Annotated in this window: 24 protein-coding genes; 12 read left to right on the top strand and 12 right to left on the bottom strand. The window is 70.9% G+C overall.

Annotation, left to right across the window (positions count from 1 at the left end; all coding sequences use genetic code 11):
• Nucleotides 1–59 precede the first annotated feature (59 nt).
• From QZ500_RS06830 to QZ500_RS06815, 4 genes are all read left to right on the top strand, one after another.
• A complete protein-coding gene (locus QZ500_RS06830) occupies nt 60–245 on the top strand; it encodes a DUF1328 domain-containing protein (protein WP_295852680.1) in 186 nt (61 codons plus the stop codon).
• On the top strand, nt 245–538 hold the full coding sequence (locus tag QZ500_RS06825; protein WP_295852677.1) for a hypothetical protein: 294 nt from the start codon (nt 245–247) through the stop codon (nt 536–538). The genes QZ500_RS06830 and QZ500_RS06825 overlap by 1 nt, the downstream gene beginning before the upstream one ends.
• Nucleotides 539–661: 123 nt before the next feature.
• A complete protein-coding gene (locus QZ500_RS06820) occupies nt 662–1516 on the top strand; it encodes a transglutaminase family protein (RefSeq protein ID WP_295852675.1) in 855 nt (284 codons plus the stop codon).
• A 121-nt stretch (nt 1517–1637) separates the two neighbouring features.
• A complete protein-coding gene (locus tag QZ500_RS06815) occupies nt 1638–2198 on the top strand; it encodes a DUF4174 domain-containing protein (RefSeq protein ID WP_295852672.1) in 561 nt (186 codons plus the stop codon).
• A 78-nt stretch (nt 2199–2276) separates the two neighbouring features.
• On the opposite strand, the gene QZ500_RS06810 is transcribed toward QZ500_RS06815, so the two are convergent.
• The 3 genes from QZ500_RS06810 to QZ500_RS06800 all read right to left on the bottom strand — a co-directional run bounded on the left by QZ500_RS06810 (nt 2277) and on the right by QZ500_RS06800 (nt 4611).
• Nucleotides 2277–3251 carry a DUF533 domain-containing protein gene (locus QZ500_RS06810; RefSeq protein ID WP_295852670.1) on the bottom strand — a complete coding sequence of 325 codons (975 nt, stop codon included), beginning with the start codon at nt 3249–3251 and terminating at the stop codon, nt 2277–2279.
• A gap of 96 nt (nt 3252–3347) precedes the next feature.
• Complete coding sequence (locus tag QZ500_RS06805; RefSeq protein ID WP_295852665.1) at nt 3348–3956, bottom strand: DUF1772 domain-containing protein; 609 nt, start codon at nt 3954–3956, stop codon at nt 3348–3350.
• Between the two features lie 58 nt (nt 3957–4014).
• Nucleotides 4015–4611, bottom strand: coding sequence for a Crp/Fnr family transcriptional regulator (locus QZ500_RS06800; RefSeq protein WP_295852664.1), 597 nt, complete (start codon nt 4609–4611; stop codon nt 4015–4017).
• Between the two features lie 173 nt (nt 4612–4784).
• Here QZ500_RS06800 and mnmG point away from each other — a divergent pair, with 173 nt between their 5' ends.
• From mnmG to QZ500_RS06760, 8 genes are all read left to right on the top strand, one after another.
• Nucleotides 4785–6743, top strand: a complete 1959-nt coding sequence (gene mnmG, locus QZ500_RS06795; RefSeq protein WP_295852659.1) for a tRNA uridine-5-carboxymethylaminomethyl(34) synthesis enzyme MnmG — start codon at nt 4785–4787, stop codon at nt 6741–6743.
• Nucleotides 6743–7435, top strand: a complete 693-nt coding sequence (gene rsmG, locus QZ500_RS06790) for a 16S rRNA (guanine(527)-N(7))-methyltransferase RsmG (protein WP_295852656.1) — start codon at nt 6743–6745, stop codon at nt 7433–7435. Before mnmG ends, rsmG begins: the two co-directional genes overlap by 1 nt.
• Before the next feature lie 42 nt (nt 7436–7477).
• Entirely contained in the window at nt 7478–8095 is a 618-nt protein-coding gene (locus QZ500_RS06785; RefSeq protein WP_295852651.1) for a LysE family transporter, read from the top strand.
• A gap of 7 nt (nt 8096–8102) precedes the next feature.
• On the top strand, nt 8103–8918 hold the full coding sequence (locus QZ500_RS06780) for a ParA family protein (RefSeq protein ID WP_295852648.1): 816 nt from the start codon (nt 8103–8105) through the stop codon (nt 8916–8918).
• A 13-nt stretch (nt 8919–8931) separates the two neighbouring features.
• The gene (locus QZ500_RS06775; RefSeq protein ID WP_295852646.1) at nt 8932–9522 is read left to right on the top strand and encodes an alpha/beta fold hydrolase; all 591 of its coding nucleotides are present in this window, start codon (nt 8932–8934) and stop codon (nt 9520–9522) included.
• A gap of 26 nt (nt 9523–9548) precedes the next feature.
• On the top strand, nt 9549–10502 hold the full coding sequence (locus QZ500_RS06770) for a ParB/RepB/Spo0J family partition protein (RefSeq protein WP_295852643.1): 954 nt from the start codon (nt 9549–9551) through the stop codon (nt 10500–10502).
• Nucleotides 10503–10516: 14 nt separating this feature from the next.
• Nucleotides 10517–11257 (top strand): class I SAM-dependent methyltransferase, encoded by a 741-nt coding sequence (locus QZ500_RS06765; protein WP_295852639.1) that lies wholly within the window; start codon nt 10517–10519, stop codon nt 11255–11257.
• A 158-nt stretch (nt 11258–11415) separates the two neighbouring features.
• A complete protein-coding gene (locus tag QZ500_RS06760) occupies nt 11416–12480 on the top strand; it encodes a peptidoglycan-binding domain-containing protein (protein WP_295852636.1) in 1065 nt (354 codons plus the stop codon).
• A gap of 46 nt (nt 12481–12526) precedes the next feature.
• Here the strand turns inward: QZ500_RS06760 and QZ500_RS06755 are convergent, their stop codons facing one another.
• From QZ500_RS06755 to QZ500_RS06715, 9 genes are all read right to left on the bottom strand, one after another.
• Nucleotides 12527–13537 carry a D-2-hydroxyacid dehydrogenase family protein gene (locus QZ500_RS06755; protein ID WP_295852634.1) on the bottom strand — a complete coding sequence of 337 codons (1011 nt, stop codon included), beginning with the start codon at nt 13535–13537 and terminating at the stop codon, nt 12527–12529.
• Nucleotides 13534–14907, bottom strand: coding sequence for an MmgE/PrpD family protein (locus QZ500_RS06750; protein WP_295852629.1), 1374 nt, complete (start codon nt 14905–14907; stop codon nt 13534–13536). Before QZ500_RS06750 ends, QZ500_RS06755 begins: the two co-directional genes overlap by 4 nt.
• Before the next feature lie 168 nt (nt 14908–15075).
• Nucleotides 15076–16059 carry a tripartite tricarboxylate transporter substrate binding protein gene (locus QZ500_RS06745; RefSeq protein ID WP_295852621.1) on the bottom strand — a complete coding sequence of 328 codons (984 nt, stop codon included), beginning with the start codon at nt 16057–16059 and terminating at the stop codon, nt 15076–15078.
• A 97-nt stretch (nt 16060–16156) separates the two neighbouring features.
• The gene (locus tag QZ500_RS06740; protein ID WP_295852616.1) at nt 16157–16855 is read right to left on the bottom strand and encodes an FCD domain-containing protein; all 699 of its coding nucleotides are present in this window, start codon (nt 16853–16855) and stop codon (nt 16157–16159) included.
• 218 nt (nt 16856–17073) lie between these two features.
• Nucleotides 17074–17739 (bottom strand): Vat family streptogramin A O-acetyltransferase, encoded by a 666-nt coding sequence (locus tag QZ500_RS06735; RefSeq protein WP_295852610.1) that lies wholly within the window; start codon nt 17737–17739, stop codon nt 17074–17076.
• A 47-nt stretch (nt 17740–17786) separates the two neighbouring features.
• On the bottom strand, nt 17787–18209 hold the full coding sequence (locus QZ500_RS06730) for a phosphopantetheine adenylyltransferase (protein ID WP_295852607.1): 423 nt from the start codon (nt 18207–18209) through the stop codon (nt 17787–17789).
• A 282-nt stretch (nt 18210–18491) separates the two neighbouring features.
• Entirely contained in the window at nt 18492–18980 is a 489-nt protein-coding gene (locus QZ500_RS06725; protein ID WP_295852605.1) for a hypothetical protein, read from the bottom strand.
• A gap of 77 nt (nt 18981–19057) precedes the next feature.
• Complete coding sequence (locus QZ500_RS06720; RefSeq protein WP_295852602.1) at nt 19058–20485, bottom strand: FAD-linked oxidase C-terminal domain-containing protein; 1428 nt, start codon at nt 20483–20485, stop codon at nt 19058–19060.
• 127 nt (nt 20486–20612) lie between these two features.
• Nucleotides 20613–20960: a hypothetical protein gene (locus QZ500_RS06715; protein WP_295852600.1), complete on the bottom strand. Its 348-nt coding sequence runs from the start codon at nt 20958–20960 to the stop codon at nt 20613–20615.
• Nucleotides 20961–21258: the final 298 nt, after the last annotated feature.

The following is a 21258-nucleotide window of genomic DNA, read 5'->3' as shown; positions in this document are numbered from 1 at the left end:
CTTGCGCTCATTCCTGACGAATCCGATGTCGTCAGCCCTGTCACCCCCCGGAGACCACCATGCTCAAGTACGCCATCGTCTTCGCCATCATCTCGCTCATCGCCGGTGCGCTCGGTTTCACCGGCGTGGCCGCGGGCTCGGCCGGCATCGCCAAGGTGCTGTTCGGCCTGTTCTTGGTCATCGCCATCGTCTTCATCGTCCTGGCCGCCCTGGGCGTGGGAGCCGCACGAAAGGCGCTCGACTGATGGTCCTCGACGCTGCACCGGACGTGCTGGGCCGCGCCGCCCCGACATCCGCTTCGGCACCCGCGGTGGTGCCGATGTACACCCCGCTCTGGTACGCGACCCGCGTGCTGCGCACCACGGCGAACGACTGGTGGGAAGGCGGCGTGCCGCCCTCGCGCTCGCGCCACCAGCGTGCTACCCACGCAGTGGCCAGCATGGCGGCGCACTTCGCACGGCGCCTGCATGCCGCCCGTCCGGCGGTTCAGGCGACTGCGGCCCGGGAGGCGAGCGCTGCAGAGACTGCACACGACTGACGCGCCGCGTACGCCGATCCGAGGGCCGCGCATCGACGCGGCTTTTTTGTGGGCGCAGCCTGCTGCACTCTTCCCGGCGGCCGACTGCCGTCCTTTCCCTACCCACCACGAACAAGGCCCTGTGTGAACCCCGTCACCGCCATCCGCTGCGACCTCGAATACACCGTCCACGGCGACGCCCACTTCCTCTTCAACATCCAGGCGGCCCGCACCGCTGGCCAGCGCACGCTGGAGGAGAAGCTGACCGTCACGCCCGGCATCGCGGTGCAGGAATTCGAGGACACGAACAACGGCAACCGCTTCTTCCGCTGCGATGCGCGCCAGGGCGACGTGCTGGTCGTGCGCTACGACGCCCGGGTGGAGCTGGCCCGGCCGCCGGCCGATCCGCAGCTGCAGGAGGGCCGCATCGCCGACCTGCCCAACGAGGTGCTGCACTGCCTGATGCCGACCCGCTACTGCCAGTCCGACGTGATGGGCCGCGCGGCACAGCACCTGTTCGGCCACGTGCCGCCCGGCTACGCCCGGGTCGAGACGATCTGCCAGTGGATCCGCGACAACATCGCCTACGAGGTCGGCACCAGCACCTCCACCACCAGCGCCCAGGACGTGTACCTGCAGCGTGCCGGCGTGTGCCGAGACTTCGCACACCTGGCGATCACCTTCTGCCGGGCGCTGAACATCCCGGCGCGGCTGGTGGTCGGCTATGTGCGGTTCGACGAGCCGCCGCAGGATTTCCACGCGGTGTTCGAGGCCTGGCTCGGCGGCCAGTGGGTGATGTTCGACGCGACCGCGATGGCGCCGGTGGATCGCATGGTGCGGGTCGGCACCGGCCGCGACGCCAAGGACGCCGCCTTCGCGACGATGTTCGGCCCGGTGTCGATGCGCTACATGCACATTCAGGTGAACCACGACGGCACCGCGCCGTCGGACAACCCGGACCCGCGACAGGCGACGATGCAGCGGCAGATCGCCTCGTAGGGCGCAGGCGGCGGGGGCTGGCGGGCCGCAGCCGACGGCACCCGTCAGCGCCCGCCGACGCCGGCGGCGCACGCCGTGGCGAGCATAGGGACAAGCCGACATACCGGCACCGGAGCCCGCCATGACCCTCACCGACGCATCCCTGCGCACCCTGTTCTACGTGCTGTTCTTCACCATCCTGACGCTGATGGCCCTGTCCTATGCCTACGCCAGCAGCGTCGCCTCGGGAGCGGCCGCCGACGGCGTGCCGGCCCGCGATGCAGGCGGCACCCTCATGCGCTCCACCGGCGGCGGCGCGACCGCCCAGCCCCAGAATCCGCTGATCGCCGAACGCTGGCAGACCCGCCCGCTGGTGGTGGTAGCTCCGGCGGCCAACGATCCGCTGCTGCGGGGCGTGACCGACACGCTCGACCAGCCCGCCGGCCGCGCCGCCTTCGACGACCGGGACATGGTGCTGTTCACCGTCGTCGATGGCGACGGCCGGCGTGAAGGCCGCCGGCTGAGCGCGGACCAGACCCGTGCCCTGCTGCGGGCCCTCGACCTGCCGGAAGACGGCAAGCCGGCCACGCTGGTGCTGGTCGGCAAGGACGGCGGTGCCAAGCTGGCCCAGCGCGGCCGGGCCGATCTGCAGGCGGTGTTCGCCGAGATCGACGGCATGCCGATGCGGCAGAACGGGCGCTGAACCGGGTGCTCCTGTTTCGATAGCGCCTTGCGTACGTCCCGCCTGCGCGCGGGGCGTTTTTACGTTCGATCCCGTCGCTTAGCGGCCACGCACCAGCTGCAGCACGCTGCCGGCATCGAGCGTGCGGGCCTTTTCCTGCATCTGCGGCAGGTAGCGGGTCTGCAGGCCCTGGGCTTCCTGCAGCACGCCCTGGTAGCTGTCTTTGAGCATTTGGGTCGAGAAGGTGCGGCCGCCGGCGTAGTAGCGCTTGGCGACGTGGCCGAGCGCATAGGTCGAGGCGAAGCTCATGCCCGAGCTGACCGCCTGCCGGCCGAGCCCGCCGAGCAGTCCGCCGCCCACCTTGCCGAGCAGGCCGCCGAGCAGCTTGCGGCCGGCCTGCTCCAGGTACTGCGAGGTCAGGCCCACGCCCAGCGTCGCCAGGAAATCCTTGATGTGGCCCTTGTCCAGCTCGTAGCCGTGCGCCTTGCCGATGCCGTAGACCAGCTTCATCTGCAGCGGGATGATCGCCATGGTGGACAGCGATTCGGGCAGCAGTTCGAGCGCGCCGTTGAGGATGGCGGCGTTCAGGATGGTCTTGTCGAGCGCCGCATCGTCCGGACGGGCGACGGGTGCGCCGCCGGCAGGGGCAGGCACTGCTGCTGCGGCGGTAGCGGCGAGTTCGGGCGGCACCGACAGCGGCGCCTCGGCCAGCGCCTCGGCCTGCTCCTCGATCGGGCGGGCTTCGCGCTCGCCGAGCTGCAGCGCCTGCCGTAGTTGCGCCAGGAACGCCTGCTCGGCCTGCGACTGGGCGCCGTCGGCATCGCAGACGCAGACCGCCATTTCGTAGGCGAGGGACCGGCTGGCGGGCGTGGTGAGCGCGGCGGCGGCCTGGGGCAGGGTGGTGCGCTGCATCAGCACGTCCTGGTAGAGCGGCGCGACCGCGATGCTGCCGGCGCTGCCCAGGCCTTCGGCGATACGCTTGACCTCGTCGCGCTCGCGGGCGTGCTTGTCGCCGTCGGCGAAGGCGGCCATCAGCGAGAGGGTGAGGATGGATGTCTGTTCGGCTTCGGTCATGAGACTCCGTTCGGTGGACAGGGAAGACAGGACCGCCGATGGTGGGGCTGCGGTGCCGGGCCCCTGTGTCAAAGCCCTACCGTCGGGACCGTGCCGTCAAAGCCGGGCCGGCGTGCAGGGCGGGGGGCAGGCGGGCGCGCCCCGGGACGCCGGCCAGGGCCCGAACGCCCGGGCGGTGCGCCAGACCAGCGTCGCCAGTCCGGCGACGAACGCGACCAGGCTGAGCAGCGCCCGCCAGAGGTTGGCCGCGTTCCACTGTGCCCTCACGGCGGCCCAGTCGGGCGGCACCGCGGCCGGGTTCCAGCCTTCGGTCAGGGCATTGAGCGGCACGTTCACTTCGCGAGTGAAAAACACGATGCCTGCCACATACGCCACCGCCACCGTAGCCAGCACCAGCCACCAGCCTTCGCGCCGGCGCGACCAGCCGGTCGCGAGGGCCAGCAGGCACCAGACCGGCGGCCCGAAGAACAGCGCGAAGAAGAGTGGGTGCCGGACGTTGCGGTTCAGTTCCGACTGCACCACCGCGTAGGTCCGCCCGTCGAGCGTCAGCGTCGCCAGGTTGACGTTGCCGCTGTAGGTGCCGAAGAACCCGGCCATCAGGCCGAGCCACAGGACGGCCAGCGCATGCGGCACCAGCGCGAGGGCGGGTGGCAGTGCGTGTGCGGAAGGGGCGGGTGCAGCGAGGGGGCGGGGTGCGGCATTCATGGGCAGGCACGGGAGTGCCAGATGCCGCCGACTGTGCGCGCCCGGCGCCCGCCGCGCCTTAACCTCTGATAAGGCCCATTTCGCTCCGCAGCCGGGAGAGGGTCACGTCGGTGATGCCCAGGTACGAGGCCAGATGCCGCAATGGGATGCGTGCCGGCCAGTGCGGGTGGCGTTCGAGCAGCCGGGCATAGCGCTCGCGGGCGTTGAGCTGCAGGAATTCCTGCTCGCGCTGCATCTTGTGGTCGAGCAGCAGGCAGAGCGTGCGGTGTTCCAGCAGGCGCCAGGGCTCCCAGCCATCGGTCGGTGCGGGTGTGCCCGGCGCCGGCATCGGCAGGGCCCACACCCGGCTGTTCTCCAATGGTTCCACGTGAAACATCGAAGGCGATTGCAGCAGGCTGGGTGTCACCGGCCAGAATATCGCCCCGTCGAGGAAGAAATTCTTGTTGGACTCGGCGCCGTCGCGGTCGGTGAGGTAGAGCCGCAGTGCACCGTGCTCCACCCACCACAGGTGGCGCCACGGCTGGCCGGCCTGCTGCAGCATCCGGCCGCGCGGCAGATCGCGCGGCTGCGCCTGCGACCACCAGGCCTCGACCGCCGGCGGCGGGTCGCCGAGTTGTCGGGTCAGGAAGCGGGCCAGAGGGTTGTCGGCAGACACGGTCGGCGGCAAAGAGGGAAAATCAGGGGTTTCTCGCCCCGGCGGCGGCACGGGAGCGGCAGGCATACGACCTGTCGCCAGACCCGGCCCCGGCCGGGGCGGGACAGGGTGGCGGCCCGGCCGGGCGGCACCACGGCAATCGATTATCGGCCTGCGGGCCCCGGAGTTTTCCCATGCAGTACCCCCAGGAATTCGACGTCATCGTCGTCGGCGGCGGCCATGCCGGCACCGAGGCGGCGCTGGCTGCTGCCCGCATGGGCGCCCGCACGCTGCTGCTGACCCACAACATCGAGACGCTCGGTCAGATGAGCTGCAACCCGTCGATCGGCGGCATCGGCAAGGGGCACCTGGTGAAGGAGGTCGATGCGCTCGGCGGCGCGATGGGCATCGCCACCGACGAGTCGGGCATCCAGTTCCGCATCCTCAACGGTTCCAAGGGTCCGGCGGTGCGGGCGACCCGCGCCCAGGCCGACCGCATCCTCTACAAGGCGGCAATCCGCCACCGGCTGGAGAACCAGCCGAACCTGTGGCTGTTCCAGCAGGCGGTGGACGATCTGGTGGTCGAAGGCGACCGGGTGGTCGGCGCGGTGACTCAGGTCGGCATCACGTTCCGGGCGCGCACCGTGGTGCTGACGGCGGGCACCTTTCTCGACGGCAAGATCCACGTCGGCCTGAACAATTACCAGGCCGGCCGCGCGGGCGATCCGCCGGCGGTGTCGCTGTCGGCGCGCCTGAAGGAACTGCAGTTGCCGCAGGGTCGCCTGAAGACCGGCACGCCGCCGCGGATCGACGGGCGCAGCATCGACTTCAGCCAGTGCACCGAGCAGCCCGGCGACGGTATGCCGGGCGGCGTCGGCGACCGGGTGCCGGTGTTCAGCATCATGGGCCGGGCGGAGATGCATCCGCGCCAGGTGCCCTGCTGGATCACCCACACCAACGAGCGGACCCACGACATCATCCGCAGCGGCTTCGACCGCAGCCCGATGTTCACCGGCAAGATCGAGGGCGTCGGCCCGCGCTACTGCCCGAGCGTGGAAGACAAGATCAACCGCTTCGCCGACAAGGACAGCCACCAGATCTTCCTGGAGCCCGAGGGCCTGACGACGCACGAGATCTATCCGAACGGCATCTCCACCAGCCTGCCGTTCGACATCCAGTACGCGCTGGTCCGCAGCATGAAGGGCCTGGAGAACGCCCACATCCTGCGCCCCGGCTATGCGATCGAGTACGACTATTTCGACCCGCGCTCGCTGCGCAGCAGCTTCGAAACGCGCCAGATTGGCGGCCTGTTCTTCGCGGGCCAGATTAACGGCACCACCGGCTACGAGGAGGCGGCCGCACAGGGCCTGTTCGCCGGCGTCAACGCCGCGCTGCAGGCCCGCGGCGATACGCCGTGGCTGCCGGCCCGCGACGAAGCCTATTTGGGCGTGCTGGTCGACGACCTGATCACCAAGGGCGTGACGGAGCCCTACCGCATGTTCACCAGCCGCGCCGAGTTCCGCCTGCAGCTGCGTGAGGACAACGCGGATATGCGGCTGACCGAAACCGGCCGCCGCATGGGCCTGGTCGGCGACGCGCAATGGGATGCCTTCAGCCGCAAGCGCGATGCTGTTTCACGTGAAACAGAACGTTTGCGGTCGGTCTGGGTGAATCCGCGCAATCTGCCGGCAGCTGAATCCGAGCGGGTGCTCGGCAAGGCGATCGAGCACGAGTACAACCTGGGCGACCTGCTGCGTCGCCCCGATGTCGATTACCCGTCCCTGATGTCGCTGGACGGCGGGCGGTATGCGTCGTCCGAGCTGACCCGCGAGGCGCTCGGCGATGCCTACGGTGCGGTGGTCGAGCAGATCGAGATCGCGGCGAAGTACGCCGGCTATATCGACCGCCAGAAGGACGAAGTGCAGCGAGCCGCCGCGCAGGAGCAGATGCGCCTGCCCGCCGACCTCGACTACCTGCAGGTCGAGGCCTTGAGCTTCGAAGTCCGACAGAAACTGCAGAAGCAGCGGCCGGAAACGCTGGGCCAGGCATCCCGCATTTCGGGTGTGACCCCGGCGGCGATCTCGCTGCTGCTGGTGCACCTGAAGAAGAAGGGCTTCAAGCGCCTGGAGGCCGCGCCTGCGGCAACCGCCTGATGGAGGCGCCCCTGCCTGCGGCCGCTGTTTCACAGCTGCCGGCCCGCATTGCCGATGGCGCCGCCCGGCTTGGCCTGTCGCTCGACGCCGCGCAGTGCGCCCGGCTGGCCCGTTACCTCGGCATGGTCCAGAAATGGAACAAGGTCTACAACCTGACCGCGGTGCGCGATCCGGAGGAGATGCTGACCCACCATCTGTTCGACAGCCTGGCGGCCGTGCCGCCTTTGCTGCGGCAGCGCGGCGACGATGCGCCGTTCCGCATCCTCGACGTCGGCGCCGGGGCCGGGCTGCCCGGCGTGGTGCTCGCGGTCTGTCTGCCGCAGGCATCCGTCACCTGCGTGGACACCGTCGCCAAGAAGGCGGCGTTCCAGCAGCAGGTGGCGCTGGAACTGAAGCTACCCAACCTGCGCGGTCTGCATGCGCGGGTGGAAACGCTGGATGCGCCGCAGAACGTCATCGTCTCGCGGGCGTTCGCTTCGTTGGTCGATTTCACCCAGTGGTCGCGCCGGTCCCTGGCGCCCGGCGGCGTCTGGATGGCGCTGAAGGGCCGCACGCCGACCTCGGAGATGGAGGCGCTGCCGGCCGATACCGAGGTGTTCCACGTGGAACCGCTGACGGTGCCGGGCCTCGACGCCGAGCGGTGCATTGTCTGGATGCGGCCGGCGGCCGGCGGAGCGGAGCAGGGCGCTTAAACTCACCGCCCGTTCCGCCTCCGCCCACGCCTTCTGCCTTTCATGTTCGGCATCTCCGATTACGGCGCTTTCTGCGCCGCCGTGCTGGTCTTCCTGATGCTGCCGGGCCCGGGCACTTTTGCACTGCTGAACTCGACCGGCAAGGGCGGATTCCGCGCCGGCGCGGCGGCGACCGTCGGCGTCATCGCCGGCGACCAGGTGCTGCTGTGGCTGGCGGTCGGCGGCGTATCGGCACTGCTGGCCACCTATCCGACCGTATTCGCTGCGGTGCAGTACGCCGGCGCCGTCTACCTCGCGTGGATCGGCCTGCGGCTGCTGCTGGCCCGCGACGGGCAGGACGCCAGCCCCGTCCGCATCGCCCCGCGGCACTATGCCCGCCAGGCGTTCCTGATCACCCTGCTCAACCCGAAGGCCATCGTGTTCTACATGGCCTTCTTCCCGCTGTTCGTCGATCCGGCGACCCACCGCGGCTTGGCCACCTTCGCGGCCATGGCGCTCACCATCGCCGCGATCACGCTCGCCTACGGTCTCGGCCTGGTGGCGCTGGCCCGGGCGGTGACCGACCGGGTGCGCGCGCACCGGGGCGTCGCCCGCGCGCTGGAGCGGCTGGCGGGTGTCTTCCTCATCGGCTTCGGCCTGCGTCTCGCGATTTCCCGATAAGGCTTCCATGGCCCAGATTTTTTGTGTCGCCAACCAGAAGGGCGGCGTCGGCAAGACGACCACCACCGTGAACCTCGCCGCCGGGCTGGCGAAGATCGGCCAGCGGGTGCTGCTGGTCGACCTGGACCCGCAGGGCAACGCGACCATGGGCTCGGGCGTGGACAAGCGGGCGCTGGAGGCCAGCATCTACGAGGTGATGGTCGACGGCCTGCCGGTCGCCGAGGCGCGGGTCCGGGCCGAGCGCCTGACCGAGGCCGGCTGCGCCTACGACGTGCTCGGCGCCAACCGCGAACTGGCGGGCGCCGAGGTCGAACTGGTGGCGCTGGAGCAGCGCGAGAAGCGCCTCAAGCAGGCGCTCGCGGCGGTCGATGCCGACTACGACTTCGTGCTGATCGACTGCCCGCCGTCGCTGTCGATGCTGACGCTCAACGGCCTGTGCTCGGCCCACGGCGTGATCGTGCCGATGCAGTGCGAGTACTTCGCGCTCGAAGGCCTGACCGACCTGGTCAACACGATCAAGCAGGTCCACGCCAACCTGAACCGCGACCTGCAGATCATCGGCCTGCTGCGGGTGATGTTCGATCCGCGCATCACGCTGCAGCAGCAGGTGAGCGAGCAGCTGAAAGAACACTTCGGCGACAAGGTGTTCGACAGCGTGATCCCGCGCAACGTGCGGCTGGCCGAGGCACCCAGCTACGGCCTGCCGGGCGTGGTGTTCGACCCGTCGTCCAAGGGCGCGCAGGCGTTCGTCGCCTTTGCCGGCGAGATGGTGGCGCGCCTGCAGAAATCCAAAGCCCCGCAGGCCGTTCGCGCAGGCGGGTAGCGCGTATCCAGCTATGCATTTCATAGCAGACGATCCGCCGACGGTGCTGACGCTGCCCGGCTGGCACGGCAGCGGACCCGACCACTGGCAGACCCGCTGGGAAGCGCTGTACGGCTACCGCCGGGTGGAGCAGCACGACTGGGCCCGCCCCCTGCGCGGCGACTGGTGCGCACAGCTCGACACCGTCGTCGCCGACACGCCCGGCCCGGTCGTGCTGGTGGCGCACAGCCTGGGCTGCTGGCTGGTCGCGGCCTGGGCGGCCCATTCGCGCCATGCGGCGGTGCCCGGTCGGGTGCAGGCCGCGCTGCTGGTCGCGCCGCCCGATATCGCGCGGCCCGATCTGCAGGCGCAATTGCCCGGCTGGGCCCGCACGCCGCTGCAGCCGCTGCCGTTTGCGGCGCAGGTGGTCGCCAGCAGCGACGATCCGTACGGATCGGAAGCGCGCGTCCGGGCGCTCGCCGCGGCGTGGGGTGCGCCGGTCGCCGTCACCGGCCCGCAGGGCCACCTGAACGCCGATGCCGGCCTGGGCGACTGGCCCGCCGGCCATACGCTGCTGCAGGCACTGCTGGCCCGCACGGCCGCTGGCGCATCCTCCGCTTCCTGAGATTCCTTTCCTCTTCCTCTTTCCGCATGGTCACCAAGAAACCCAAGGGCCTCGGCCGCGGCCTCGAAGCGCTGCTCGGCCCGAAAGCGAGCGACACCCCCGCCGCCGACTCCGCCGCCGATCCCGGCCTGCCCACAACGCTCGCACTCGCCGAGATGGCGCCGGGCATGTACCAGCCGCGCACCCGGATGGACGAGGGCGCACTGTACGAACTGGCCGAGAGCATCAAGGCGCAGGGCATCATGCAGCCGATCCTGGTGCGCCGGCTCGACGGCCCGACGGCCGACGGCAGCGCCGCCCGCTACGAGATCATCGCGGGCGAGCGGCGCTTCCGCGCGGCCAAGCTCGCCGGCCTCGACCGGGTGCCGGTGCTGGTACGCGACGTGCCGAACGAGTCCGCCGCCGCGATGGCGCTGATCGAGAACATCCAGCGCGAGGACCTGAACCCGCTGGAAGAGGCCCAGGGCCTGCAGCGGCTGGTGAAGGAATTTGGCCTGACCCACGAGCAGGCGGCACAGGCGGTCGGCCGCTCACGCAGCGCCGCCAGCAATCTGCTGCGCCTGCTGAACCTGGCCGACCCGGTGCAGACCATGCTGATGGCCGGCGACCTGGACATGGGCCATGCCCGCGCGCTGCTGGCGCTGGACCGCGCGGCGCAGATCACCGCGGCCCACCAGATCGCGGCGCGCAAGCTGTCGGTGCGCGAAGCCGAATCGCTCGCCAAGAAGATCGGCGCCGAATTCAGCCTGCAGGCGCAGAAGCCGTCCGCGGCCCGCACCGAGAAATCGCGCGACCTGCAGCGGGTGGAAGACGAACTCTCCGACCTCCTGACCGCCCAGGTCGAGGTGCGCATCAAGAAGCGGGTGAAGCGCCACGGCCGCCTGGAAGAGCAGGGCGAGCTCGCGATCCAGTTCGGCTCGCTCGACGAGCTGAACGGCCTGATCGAGCGGCTGCGCCGGGCAGCCGGCGCCGCGGGCTGACAGCACCGCCGGCGATGTCCCGCGCCGCACGGCTCCTGCCCTGGCCCCTGCCGGCCCTGCTGGCCTGGGGCGCGGGCTGGACGCTGTTCGTCTTCGGCCAACGGCTCGGGCTGCCGGCCTGGGTGGCCCTGGCGCTCGGCACGCTGGCGGGCGTGGCGGGCAGCCTCGCGACCGGGCGCTGGTGGCGGCGCATCCTGGTCGCGGCGGGATTTCCGCTGTCGCTGGCGCTGTCGGGCGCGGCGCAGTTCGCCGCCTGGACCTGGCTGCTGCCGCTCGGGCTGCTGCTCCTGGTCTACCCGGTGCATGCGTGGCGCGATGCGCCGATTTTCCCGACCCCGGCCGGCGCGCTGGCCGGCCTGACCCGTGCGGCGCCGCTGCCGCCCGGTGCGTCGGTGCTCGACGCCGGCTGCGGCCTGGGCGACGGGCTGATCGCGCTGCGCAGCGCCTATCCGCAGGCGCGGCTGCAGGGCACCGAACGCAGTTGGCCGCTGCGCATCGCCTGCGCCCTGCGCTGCCCCTGGGCGCGGGTGCGGCAGGGCGACCTGTGGCGCGACGACTGGTCGGGCCATGCGCTGGTCTACCTGTTCCAGCGGCCGGAGAGCATGTCGCGCGCCTGGGCCAAGGCGCGCGCCGAGATGCAGCCGGGCAGCTGGCTCGCCAGCCTGGAGTTCCCGGTCGATGCGCGGGAAGCACCGGGCGGCCGGCGCCTGCCGGTGGCCGCGGGCCGGACGGTCTGGCTCTACCGCGTGCCCTGACACCCCCGAAAACCGGACCATCCGCCGGACGGATCGCATGGGGCGACGGGCGGCGGTCGGCTGTGTTGCTGGCGCCTCACGCGCCGTTTATGCTGCGGGCCGATTCGTTCGCTTACGCCGACGACCGTTTTCTCACAACATATCCGAGGGGTTTCGCCATGACATCGTTCTGTTCCACCGCCACCGCCTGCGTTGCTGCCCTGACGCTCGCCGGCCTCACCGGCTGCGTCACCACCGACATGCAGATGGGCAGCGCGGGCGCCAAGACGATGGCGACCGGCGCGGCCGCCGGCGGCGCGACCGACGGGGCCAGCAGCCAGCTCGAACGCTGCCCGGCGCCGCTCGGCACGGTGTCCCTGATCGAGAACCAGCAGGCCGGCTGGTACACCATCCTGCGCAACGAATACCGGCTGCCGCCGACCGCCAACCTGCTGCGCCTGCTGATCCAGCAGTCCAACTGCTTCGTCGTCGTCGAGCGCAGCGCCGCCGGCATGGGCGCGATGACCCGCGAACGTGCGCTGATGCAGTCTGGCGAGATGCGCCAGGGCAGCAACATGGGCGCCGGCCAGATGGTGGCGTCGGACTACGGCCTGTCGCCGGAAGTCATCTTCCGCAACAACAACGCCGGCGGCATGGGTGCGGGCCTCGGCGGCATCGTCGGCGGCGGTCGCGGTGCGCTGCTGGCCGGCCTGGCCGGCAGCCTGAACACCAAGGAAGCCAGCACGATGCTGACGCTGATCGACAACCGCTCGGGCGTGCAGGTCGCGGCTTCTGAGGGCAGCGCCTCCAAGATCGACTTCGGTGCGGTGGGCAGCCTGTTCGGCGGCAGCGGTGGCGGCGGCCTGGGCGGCTACTCCAACACCGCCGAAGGCAAGGTGATCGCCGCCGCCTTCATGGACGCCTTCAACCAGATGGTCCGCGCGCTGCGCAACTACAAGGCGCAGTCGGTGCAGGGCCAGGGTCTGGGCGGCGGCGGCCGTCTGGGCGTGGACGGCGCGGCTGCCCCGTCGCAGACCTTCGCCCCCGGCGCCCGCGGCGCGGCCGGCATGTCGATGCGCGACGCGCAGGCCAGGCTCAACCAGCTGGGCTACAACGTCGGCACGCCCGACGGCGCCGCCGGCGGCCGCACCACGGCCGGCCTGCGCGCCTTCCAGAAGGACCGCGGCATCGCGCAGACCGGACGGCTGGACGCGGCCACGCAGGCGGAACTGGCGAAGCAGTAAGCACCGCACGGCTCCCACCAAAAAATCGGGCTGCGGCCCGCTTTTGTCATGGCGCCACGGCAGCGACCCGCCGCGGCAGCGCCACCCCGTCGAGCCACGCCCCCAGGCACTCCACCACGTCGTCCGCGAAACGCTGGAACACCGGTTCCGCGACGAAGCCGGTGTGCGGCGTCAGCAGCAGGTTCGGCGCGTCGCGCAGCGGATCGTCGGCCGGCAGCGGTTCCGCGTCGAACACGTCGAGCGCGGCCTGGCCCGGGCGGCCGGCGCGCAGGGCGTCGGCCAGGGCAGTGGGATCCACCAGCGCGGCGCGCGAGGTGTTCACCAGCACGCTGCCGGGCGCCATCAGCGCCAGCCGTTCGGCGTTCAGCAAGTGGCGTGTCTGCGGTGTTGGCACCAGGTGCAGGCTGACGACCCGGGAGGTAGCCAGCAGCTCTTCCAGCGGCACGAACACCGCGCCGTGCGCCGCGGCACGCTCGGCCGTCATGCGCGGGCTCCAGGCCGCGACCTCCATGCCGAAGGCGCGGCCGATGGCGGCGACCCGCCCGCCGATCTCGCCCAGGCCGATCAGGCCGAGCCGCTGCCCGCGCAGCACCGGCGGCAGCGGTCCGCCGGCCGGGTCGCGCCAGCCGCCGGCGCGCAGCTGGGCCGACTGCGCCGCCAGCCGCCGCGTGGCGGCCAGGATCAGCGCCCAGGCCATCTCGCAGGTGCTGTCCTTCGACGGCCCCCAGCCGGTGTGGCTCACCGGAATGCCGCGGGCCTCCAGTGCCGCCAGATCGAGCCGGGTGTTGCGGGTGCCGGTGAACACCAGGTAGCGCAGCCGCGGCAGGCGGGCGAGCAGGGTGGCGTCGAACGGCGTGCGGTCGCGCAGCAGCACCACCGCGTCGGCCGGCGCGAGGGCCTGCAGCAGCGCGTCGCCGTGCAGCGGCGCATGGTGCACTTCGACGTCGGCACGCGCCGCGATGCCGGACCAGTCGGCCAGACGCTGCAGCGCGCGCTCCCAGTCGTCGAGCACGACGATGCGCGGCCGCGCCGGCCGGGTGGCATCGGCCGCGCTCATGCCGGCCGCGCCAGCGCCGCCAGCGCCCGCACGTCGGCCGCGTCGCCGAGCGCACGGCAGGCGGCGATCAGCTCGCCGGTGCGGCCGGCGCCCAGCACCGGGTCGGCCATGCCGCGGAACTTGGCGTCCAGGTCGGCGTCGCTCATCGGCCGCTGCAGCGAACCGATCGCATGCTCGACGAACACATGCACCCGGCGGCCGTCCTGCAGCACCGCGACCACGTCGGCGCTGGCCTCGTCGATGCTGTCGTCCACCGTGGCGACGACCTTGCGGCGCAGCGCCACCATGTCGGCGCGGTTGACGATGTCGTCGGCGTATTCGTCCTCGGTCGCCTTGCCGAAAATCAGCCCGGCGGCGCAGCCATGGTAGACGCTGAACTTGCCTTGCAGGCCGTCGGCCGGTTCCTTCTTGCCGGTGAGTTCCAGCACCAGCGAATGCACCCGCAGCTCGAGGCGCTCCACATCCTCGGCGCGCACGCCCTGGGCGCGCAGCTGCACGCAGGCGTCGATGCTCGGGTGGATCACGATGCCGCAGGCGAACGGCTTGTAGCTGTTGAAAGAGATCTCGAAGCGCTCGCCCAGCTCGTCGGTGATCTCGTGCCAGGCGGTCTTGGTGGACACCACCTGCGCGAAGCCGCGCGGTGCCTCCAGCGCACGCGGGCTGGCGGTGAAGCCTTGCTCGGCGAGCAGCGCCGACATCAGGCCGGCGCGCGCCGCCGCCCCCGGGTGGAACGGCTTGGTCATGGTGCCGAACTGCTCGCGCAGGCCGACCGGCTGCGACGCCGCGATGCCCAGCGCCATCTGCGTCTTGTCCGCGTCCAGCCCCAGCAGCCGCGCGCAGCCGGCCGCCGCGCCCAGCATGCCGGTGGTGCCGGTGATGTGCCAGCCGCGGTCGTAGTGGTCCGGATAGAGCGTATTGCCCATGCGGCAGGCCACGTCGATGCCGAGCACCAGCGCGTCGATCACCTGGCGGCCGCTGCAGCCCTTCAGCTCGGCCAGCGCCAGCAGCGCCGAGGCGACCGGTCCGGCCGGGTGGATGATGGTTTTCAGGTGCGTGTCGTCGAAATCGAAGGTGTGCGAGGTGATGCCGTTGACCAGCGCCGCGCTGGCGATGTCGACCTTTTCGGCGCGGCCGGCGACGGTCGCCTGCGGTGCCGGCTGCAGCACGTTCACGGCTGCGAGCGCGGCGTCGGCCGCCTCGTGGTGCGCGGCGCCGACGGCGCAGCCCAGCCAGTTCAGGAAGGTGCGGTGCGCCACGCGGTCCACCGCATCGATCCAGCCGCGGGACGGATGGTTCGCGACGTATTCGGCCAGGATGCGGGTGACGGGCGGAGCGTTGTGGTCGGCGGTGACCTGGGTATTGCGTGCCATAGGAATAGGTGAGGTGAGGGAAAGGAACAAGAGGGCGCGATCGACAACCGTACGCTTCAGTCGGTCGTCAAGGGGGCGCCGTGGATCCGGCTCTGCCGGTCCACCGGCGCCGCCCCCCTTGCGCAGCGAAGGGGGGAAGCCGGAGCGCGCAGCGCGCAGGCTGGGGGGTTAATCCAGACTAATATTTTGGGCCTTGGCCAGCGCCGTCCAGCGCGCCAGGTCCTTGCGCAGGTAGGCGCCGAAGTCGGCGGCCGACATCGGCATCGGCTCCACGGCCTCGCCGCCGAGCTTCTCGCGCATGTCGGGTGCCCGCAGCACCGTGTTGAGCGTCTCGTTGAGTTTGGCGACGACCGCAGGCGGCATGCCGGCGGGGCCGACCACGCCGTACCACTGCACCGCATCGAAATTCTTCAGGCCCAGCTCGTCGAGCGTCGGCACGTCGGGCAGCTGCGGCGCCCGGCGGCTGCCAGTCACGGCCAGCGCTCGTACCCGGCCGCCGCGGATGTGCTGCAGCGCCGCCGCGAGGCCGGGGAACACCGCCTGGGTCTGGCCGCCCATCGCGTCGGTCAGCGCCGGGGCCACGCCGCGGTACGGCACATGGACCATCGGCGTGCCGAGCTGCTGCGCCATCAGCTCCATCGTCAGGTGGGTGAGGGAGCCCGCGCCGGCCGAGCCATAGCTGACCTTGCCCTGGTTCGCCTTCAGGTAGGCGACGAAGTCCTTGAAATCCTTCACCGGCAGCTTGGGGTCGATCACCAGCACGTTGGGCGTCGCGCCGATCATGCCGATGGGCGTGAAGTCCTTCACCGGGTCATAGGGCACCTTGCGGGTGGCCGGGCTGGTGCCGTGCGTCGCCACGTAGCCCTGCATCAGCGTGTAGCCGTCGGGCGCGGCGCGCGCGGTGGCCTGGCAGGCGATCACGCCGCCGCCGCCGCCCTGGTTGTCCACCACGAAGGACTGGCCGAGCGCCTTGCCCCAGCGCTCGGTCACGGTGCGGCCGACCAGGTCGCTGCCGCCGCCGGCCGCCACCGGCACGATGTAGCGGATCAGCTTCTCCGGATAGCCCTGGGCGTGCGCCGCGCTGGGCAGCGCGGCCAGGGAAGAGGGCAGCAGCAGGGCCGGGGCGGCCTGCAGCAGGGTGCGTCGTTGCATGGTGGTTGTCTCCTTCTTTTCTGTGAGGGGGATCTCCGGCGGCCGCACCGTGCGGCCTGGCGGGATGGGGTCGGCGGCAGGCCCGCGGCGCGGACGCTCAGGCGGCCGTGGCGGACAGCCGGGCGAAGGCGTCCTGCACGTGGGTGGCGAGCAGCGCCTCGCAGCGCACGGCATCGCCGTCGCGCAGGGCCTGGGCGATCTCGGCGTGCTCGGCGATCGAGGCCTGCATGCCCATGTCCTGCGACAGGTTCTTCAGCCGCGACAGGTGCAGCCGCTGCACCACGCTGCGGTAGGTGTCGGCCAGCGGCAGGTTGTCGGCGGTCTCGACGATCAGCCAGTGGAAGCGCAGGTTCTCGGCGTAGTAGCGGGTCACGTCGTGCACGGCGGCGGCGTCGCGCATCGCGGCAATCGAGTCGTCCAGCCGGCCGGCCAGTGCCCGGCGGGCCGGCAGCGGCAGCTGCGTCGCCTTGCGGCCGGCATGGCCGTCGAGCAGGCTGCGCAGCTCGTACAGGCCGCGCACCTCGTCCGCATCGAGGGTGCGCACGAACACGCCGGCATGTTTGCGCGCCATCACCAGCCCCGAGCTTTCCAGCTCGCGCAGCGCCTCCCGTACCGGCACCCGCGACACGCCCAGCCGGGCGGCCACGTCGGGCTCGTTGATCCGGTCGCCCGGCAACAGGCCGCCGTGCAGGATCTGACCCATCAGGTCGTCGCGGACCAGCTTGGACAGTGAGGTGCTGCGGACGGTCTCGACGAACGACGAGCCTTCGGCGGTGGGGGTGAGCCAGGGGAGCATGGGCTAAATCCTTCGATGTACGAAATATCGTATACGAATAGACGTGAGGTTCCGCCCGGGAAAACCCGCGTGCCGGTTTGTGCTTGTCCATTCTGCCGCCACCGCCACCCGCTACCGCCACTTACCTTCCACCGTCCTTGCGCTCTTGCAGCATGACGGCCACGGATTGCGGCGCGGACCCTGCCCCGGCGCGATCCGAGCGCAGGGTCACGCCCGCATCAGCGGCCCGCCGTGCCGCCTTCGCGGTCAGGCCGGCACTGCGCCAGCGCCTCCACATCGCCTGCGACGATGCGGTCCAGGTACTGCGTGATCGTCTCCACCGGCCAGTCCCACCAGGCGATGCGGCAGAGGCGCTGCGCCACCTCCGGCGGAAAGCGTTCCCGGATCGGCCGTGCCGGGTTGCCGCCGACGACGGTATAGGGCGCCACGTCGGCCGTGACGACCGCCCGCGCCGCGACGATCGCACCGTCGCCGATCCGCACGCCGGGCATCACCAGGGCGTCGTAGCCGATCCAGACGTCGTGGCCGACGACCGTGTCGCCCTTGGTCGGCAGGTCGCCGGGCGCCGGCATCGCCTTTTCCCATCCATTGCCGAAGATCTGGAACGGATAGGTCGAGATGCCCGACATCCGGTGGTTCGCGCCGTTCATGATGAATTTCGCACCCCGCGCAATCGCGCAGAACCGGCCGATCACCAGCCGGTCCCCGATGAACGGGAAGTGGTAGAGCACGTTGCGCTGCTCGAAGTGCTCTGCACCGTCCGGATCGTCGTAGTAGGTGTATTCGCCGATCACGATGTGCGGATTGCGCACCGTGTTCCGCAGGAAGCACACCTGCGGAAAGCCGGGCATCGGATGGGCGGTGTCGGGGGAGGGGCCGTGCATGGTCTGCGTCGCGGTCGGAGGAGGAAGAGGAGCGTAGCGGCCGTTCGTCAAAGCCTGCGACGGCAGCGCCATTGCGCCGTGGCGCCCACGACCAGGCAGACGAGGGCGACCCCGTCGGCCACGACGACGCGGTGCAGCGCCGCGTTGTAGCCACCCACCGACCACGCCAGCGCCAGGAACGACACGACGCTGACGAAGCCCGCGACGAAGGCCACCGTGCGGTAGGCCGGCCGCACCGCCCCCAGCACGAGCAGCGCGCCCAGCAGGCCGAACAGCACCGCCCGGTGGCGCATCAGGATGGCGAGGTCCGGCCCCTCGATCGCCAGCCCGTAGAGCGCATCGAGCCGGGAGCCGCCCAGCACGCCCGTGACCGGCAGCAGATGGATCACGCCAACCACCAGCAGCATCGCGGCCGCCACACGATCGGCTGCCGTGCGGCGGATGGGCGGTACATCGGTAGGGGTCTTCATATCGGCCTCCGTGCTATCGAAATAAGAGCTGGTCGCGCAAGCGGGATGGGCGCAAAAGGCCCGAAAGCATCGAAAAATCGAAGGATGTAGTCGTTCGAGGGGTACATGCAGCTCCTCGGCATAGGCGTACGTCAAGCGGCGGGTGCTGCAAAGCCGGGCGGTGACCGGCTCGCCATGATGCAGCGGCGCAGGGGAATGCGGAAGACGCCCGGCGTTGCGCATCGCCGGACTGCGGCGTCGCCGCATCGGAATGCCGCGCGGCGCGCAGCGGAGGCGGGTCCGCTACCGGGGCGGATGCTGCGCATCTCGATGAATCCACCCGCGTGCCTCGGTGCGGCGGACGACCTGGGCGCGGGCGCGCGGAAGGCAGGGCGGCTGCAGGCCTGCCAGGTCGCCTGCGCGCCGCGGGTGCTGGGTATAAGCTCGCACGTCGGCACCGCGGACGAAGACCAGCACCACGATGTCGTCGGCGGCGGCGATGCGTGTCCGCCGCTCGGCGTCCCAGGCGAAACCGAGCACGGCTTCGGCCTGCGCGTTGAGGGTGTACGGTCCGAGGACGCAGACCCTCTCCCAGTCCGCCGGACCGATCTGCGCGAGATCGACCGGTCCGTCCGGCTGCGCAGCGACCCGGTGCGCCAGCTGCCGGCTGATGTCCGGGTCTTCGGACGAACAGCCTGCGGTCAGCGCGGCCACGGCGAGGGCGGCACGCGCGGCGCAGGCGCGAGCGCGGTGCCGGGGTCGGGCGCTGCCGGGCGCAGGTCCGTCAGACACGGGGAGGATCATGATCGAAACAGGTCCTGGCGCGCGCCCTGCCTGCGCAAGCAGCTATGTTTTCGATAGCTGCGCGGTCACAGCGCGAAGATCTTCCCCGGATTCAGGATGTTCTGCGGGTCCAGCGCCCGTTTCACCGCGCGCATCATCTCGATGCCGCCGGCGCCGGCTTCGTCCACCAGGAAGCCCATCTTGTGCAGCCCGATGCCGTGCTCGCCGGTGCAGGTGCCTTCCATCGACAGGGCGCGGGTCACCAGCGCGTGGCTCATCGCCTCGGCCTTCTGGCGTTCCTCGGGGCTGTGCGGGTCGATCAGGTAGCCGAAGTGGAAATTGCCGTCGCCCACGTGGCCGACCAGGAAGTAGGGGATGCCGCTGGCGTCGGCCTCGGCGACCGAATCGAGCAGGCAGTCGGCCAGGCGCGAGATCGGCACGCAGGTGTCGGTGGCGATCGCGCGGCAGCCGGGGCGGGACTGCACGGCCGCGAAGTACGCGTTGTGGCGGGCGGTCCAGAGGCGGGTGCGTTCCTCCGGCGTGCTGGCCCATTCGAAGGCGTTGCCGTCGAAGTCGCGGGCGATCTCCTGCACCGTCTCGGCCTGCTCCTGCACGCTCGCGGGCGAGCCGTGGAACTCCATCAGCAGCATCGGTTCCTCGCGCAGCGTGGTCTTCGAATGCGCGTTGACCATGCGTACCGTGTTCGCGTCGATCAGTTCCACCCGTGCGATCGGCACGCCGATCTGGATCGTCTGGATCACGGTGCGGACCGCCGCCTCGATGCTCGGGAACGAGCAGATCGCCGCCGACACCGCCTCGGGCAGCGGGTAGAGCCGCAGCGTGACTTCGGTGATAACGCCGAGCGTGCCTTCGCTGCCGACGATCAGCCGGGTCAGGTCGTAGCCGGCGCTCGACTTGCGCGCCCGGGTGCCGGTGCGGATCGCCTCGCCGGCAGCGGTCACCACTTCCAGCGCCAGCACGTTCTCGCGCATGGTGCCGTAGCGGACCGCGTTGGTGCCGCTGGCCCGCGTGGCGGCCATGCCGCCGATCGAGGCGTCGGCGCCCGGGTCGATCGGGAAGAACAGGCCGGTGTCCTTGATCTGCTCGTTCAGCTGCTTACGGGTGATGCCGGGCTGCACGGTGACGGTCAGGTCCTCGCTGTCGATGCGCAGGATGCGGTTCATCCGTGACACGTCGATGCTGATGCCGCCCTGGACCGCCAGCAGGTGGCCTTCGAGCGAGGAGCCCGCGCCGTAGGGGATGACCGGCATCGCATGCCGTGCGGCCAGCGCCACCGCATCGGCCACGTCGGCGGTGCTCTCGGCGAACACCACCGCGGCCGGCGGCGGCACGTCGTAGACCGATTCGTCGCGGCCGTGCTGCTCGCGCACCGCGGCAGCGGTGGAGCACTGCGCCGGGCCGAAGCGGGCGACCAGCGCGTCGAGCAGGGCGGCCGGCACCGGCCGCTGGGCGACAACCGGCTGGAGATGGGTCGGGATGGTCGGGGCGTTCATCGGGGCTGTCTCTCTCTCGTGAAGGGCGGACCGGTCCGCGGTCCGGCCTGCGAGGGTAGCGCCCCGGGGGCGGAAAGCAAGGCCGGGCCGCCGCGGAAGGCGGTGCGGCCCCGGCCCCGCCCGTGCGTCAGGACTTCACGGCGGCGGTGAGTTCCTGCAGCGAGATGCTGCCGTCGCGGTCGGTGTCGATGCGGTCGAAGTACCTGGCGACCGTGGGCAGGTAGTCGGCCTCGCTGCGGCTCAGGCGGCCGTCGCGGTCGGCATCGGCTCGCTGGAACACGGCGCCCACGTCCGGCGTGCCGGCGGCCTGTGCGGCCGACGCCGGCTGCGCATGGAGGGCGGCGGCGATGCCGAAGGTCAGCAGGGAGAACAGCAGCACGCTGCGGGCATCGAACGGCAGGCCGTGCGTGCGCGGGGCGGCGGTGGGAGCGGTACGGGAGACAGGAAATCGGAAAACGGTGAAGCGTCGGGCCATGCAGGGTTCCGGCAGTGAGACAAGCCTCGATTGGACCTGCCGCCCGTCGCATCGCCAAACGACATTGCAGTGCGTTGCCTGGCTGACAGGGACCTTGCAGCTGATACGACTGGAAGCATCGCCGGTTTTATTTTGCTCCTTTATCGATAGCGCAAGGCGTGGCCGTTACGCGCGGTTTAGCGCTATCTGGTTCAAAACAGCACGGGCGTTCGACCCGCCCCGCAGTGTGGGAAAAAAACACGCGACGGGCTATAAACGCGCCCTTTCGAGCCGCTGTTGCGCTCTTTTCGCCCGGCAT

The sequence above is a fragment of the uncultured Xylophilus sp. genome (genome assembly GCA_913776965.1).
Classification (GTDB): domain Bacteria; phylum Pseudomonadota; class Gammaproteobacteria; order Burkholderiales; family Burkholderiaceae_C; genus Xylophilus.
Note: the sequence above shows the minus strand (reverse complement) of the source record. Positions and strands in the feature narration are given on the sequence as shown.

Coding starts and splice junctions, on each gene's coding strand:
- QZ500_RS06830 (WP_295852680.1), top strand. CDS start 60: ATGCTCAAGTACGCCATCGTCTTCGCCATCATCTCGCTCATCGCCGGT.
- QZ500_RS06825 (WP_295852677.1), top strand. CDS start 245: ATGGTCCTCGACGCTGCACCGGACGTGCTGGGCCGCGCCGCCCCGACA.
- QZ500_RS06815 (WP_295852672.1), top strand. CDS start 1,638: ATGACCCTCACCGACGCATCCCTGCGCACCCTGTTCTACGTGCTGTTC.
- QZ500_RS06810 (WP_295852670.1), bottom strand. CDS start 3,251: ATGACCGAAGCCGAACAGACATCCATCCTCACCCTCTCGCTGATGGCC.
- QZ500_RS06805 (WP_295852665.1), bottom strand. CDS start 3,956: ATGAATGCCGCACCCCGCCCCCTCGCTGCACCCGCCCCTTCCGCACAC.
- mnmG (WP_295852659.1), top strand. CDS start 4,785: ATGCAGTACCCCCAGGAATTCGACGTCATCGTCGTCGGCGGCGGCCAT.
- rsmG (WP_295852656.1), top strand. CDS start 6,743: ATGGAGGCGCCCCTGCCTGCGGCCGCTGTTTCACAGCTGCCGGCCCGC.
- QZ500_RS06785 (WP_295852651.1), top strand. CDS start 7,478: ATGTTCGGCATCTCCGATTACGGCGCTTTCTGCGCCGCCGTGCTGGTC.
- QZ500_RS06780 (WP_295852648.1), top strand. CDS start 8,103: ATGGCCCAGATTTTTTGTGTCGCCAACCAGAAGGGCGGCGTCGGCAAG.
- QZ500_RS06775 (WP_295852646.1), top strand. CDS start 8,932: ATGCATTTCATAGCAGACGATCCGCCGACGGTGCTGACGCTGCCCGGC.
- QZ500_RS06770 (WP_295852643.1), top strand. CDS start 9,549: ATGGTCACCAAGAAACCCAAGGGCCTCGGCCGCGGCCTCGAAGCGCTG.
- QZ500_RS06765 (WP_295852639.1), top strand. CDS start 10,517: ATGTCCCGCGCCGCACGGCTCCTGCCCTGGCCCCTGCCGGCCCTGCTG.
- QZ500_RS06760 (WP_295852636.1), top strand. CDS start 11,416: ATGACATCGTTCTGTTCCACCGCCACCGCCTGCGTTGCTGCCCTGACG.
- QZ500_RS06755 (WP_295852634.1), bottom strand. CDS start 13,537: ATGAGCGCGGCCGATGCCACCCGGCCGGCGCGGCCGCGCATCGTCGTG.
- QZ500_RS06750 (WP_295852629.1), bottom strand. CDS start 14,907: ATGGCACGCAATACCCAGGTCACCGCCGACCACAACGCTCCGCCCGTC.
- QZ500_RS06745 (WP_295852621.1), bottom strand. CDS start 16,059: ATGCAACGACGCACCCTGCTGCAGGCCGCCCCGGCCCTGCTGCTGCCC.
- QZ500_RS06740 (WP_295852616.1), bottom strand. CDS start 16,855: ATGCTCCCCTGGCTCACCCCCACCGCCGAAGGCTCGTCGTTCGTCGAG.
- QZ500_RS06735 (WP_295852610.1), bottom strand. CDS start 17,739: ATGCACGGCCCCTCCCCCGACACCGCCCATCCGATGCCCGGCTTTCCG.
- QZ500_RS06730 (WP_295852607.1), bottom strand. CDS start 18,209: ATGAAGACCCCTACCGATGTACCGCCCATCCGCCGCACGGCAGCCGAT.
- QZ500_RS06720 (WP_295852602.1), bottom strand. CDS start 20,485: ATGAACGCCCCGACCATCCCGACCCATCTCCAGCCGGTTGTCGCCCAG.
- QZ500_RS06715 (WP_295852600.1), bottom strand. CDS start 20,960: ATGGCCCGACGCTTCACCGTTTTCCGATTTCCTGTCTCCCGTACCGCT.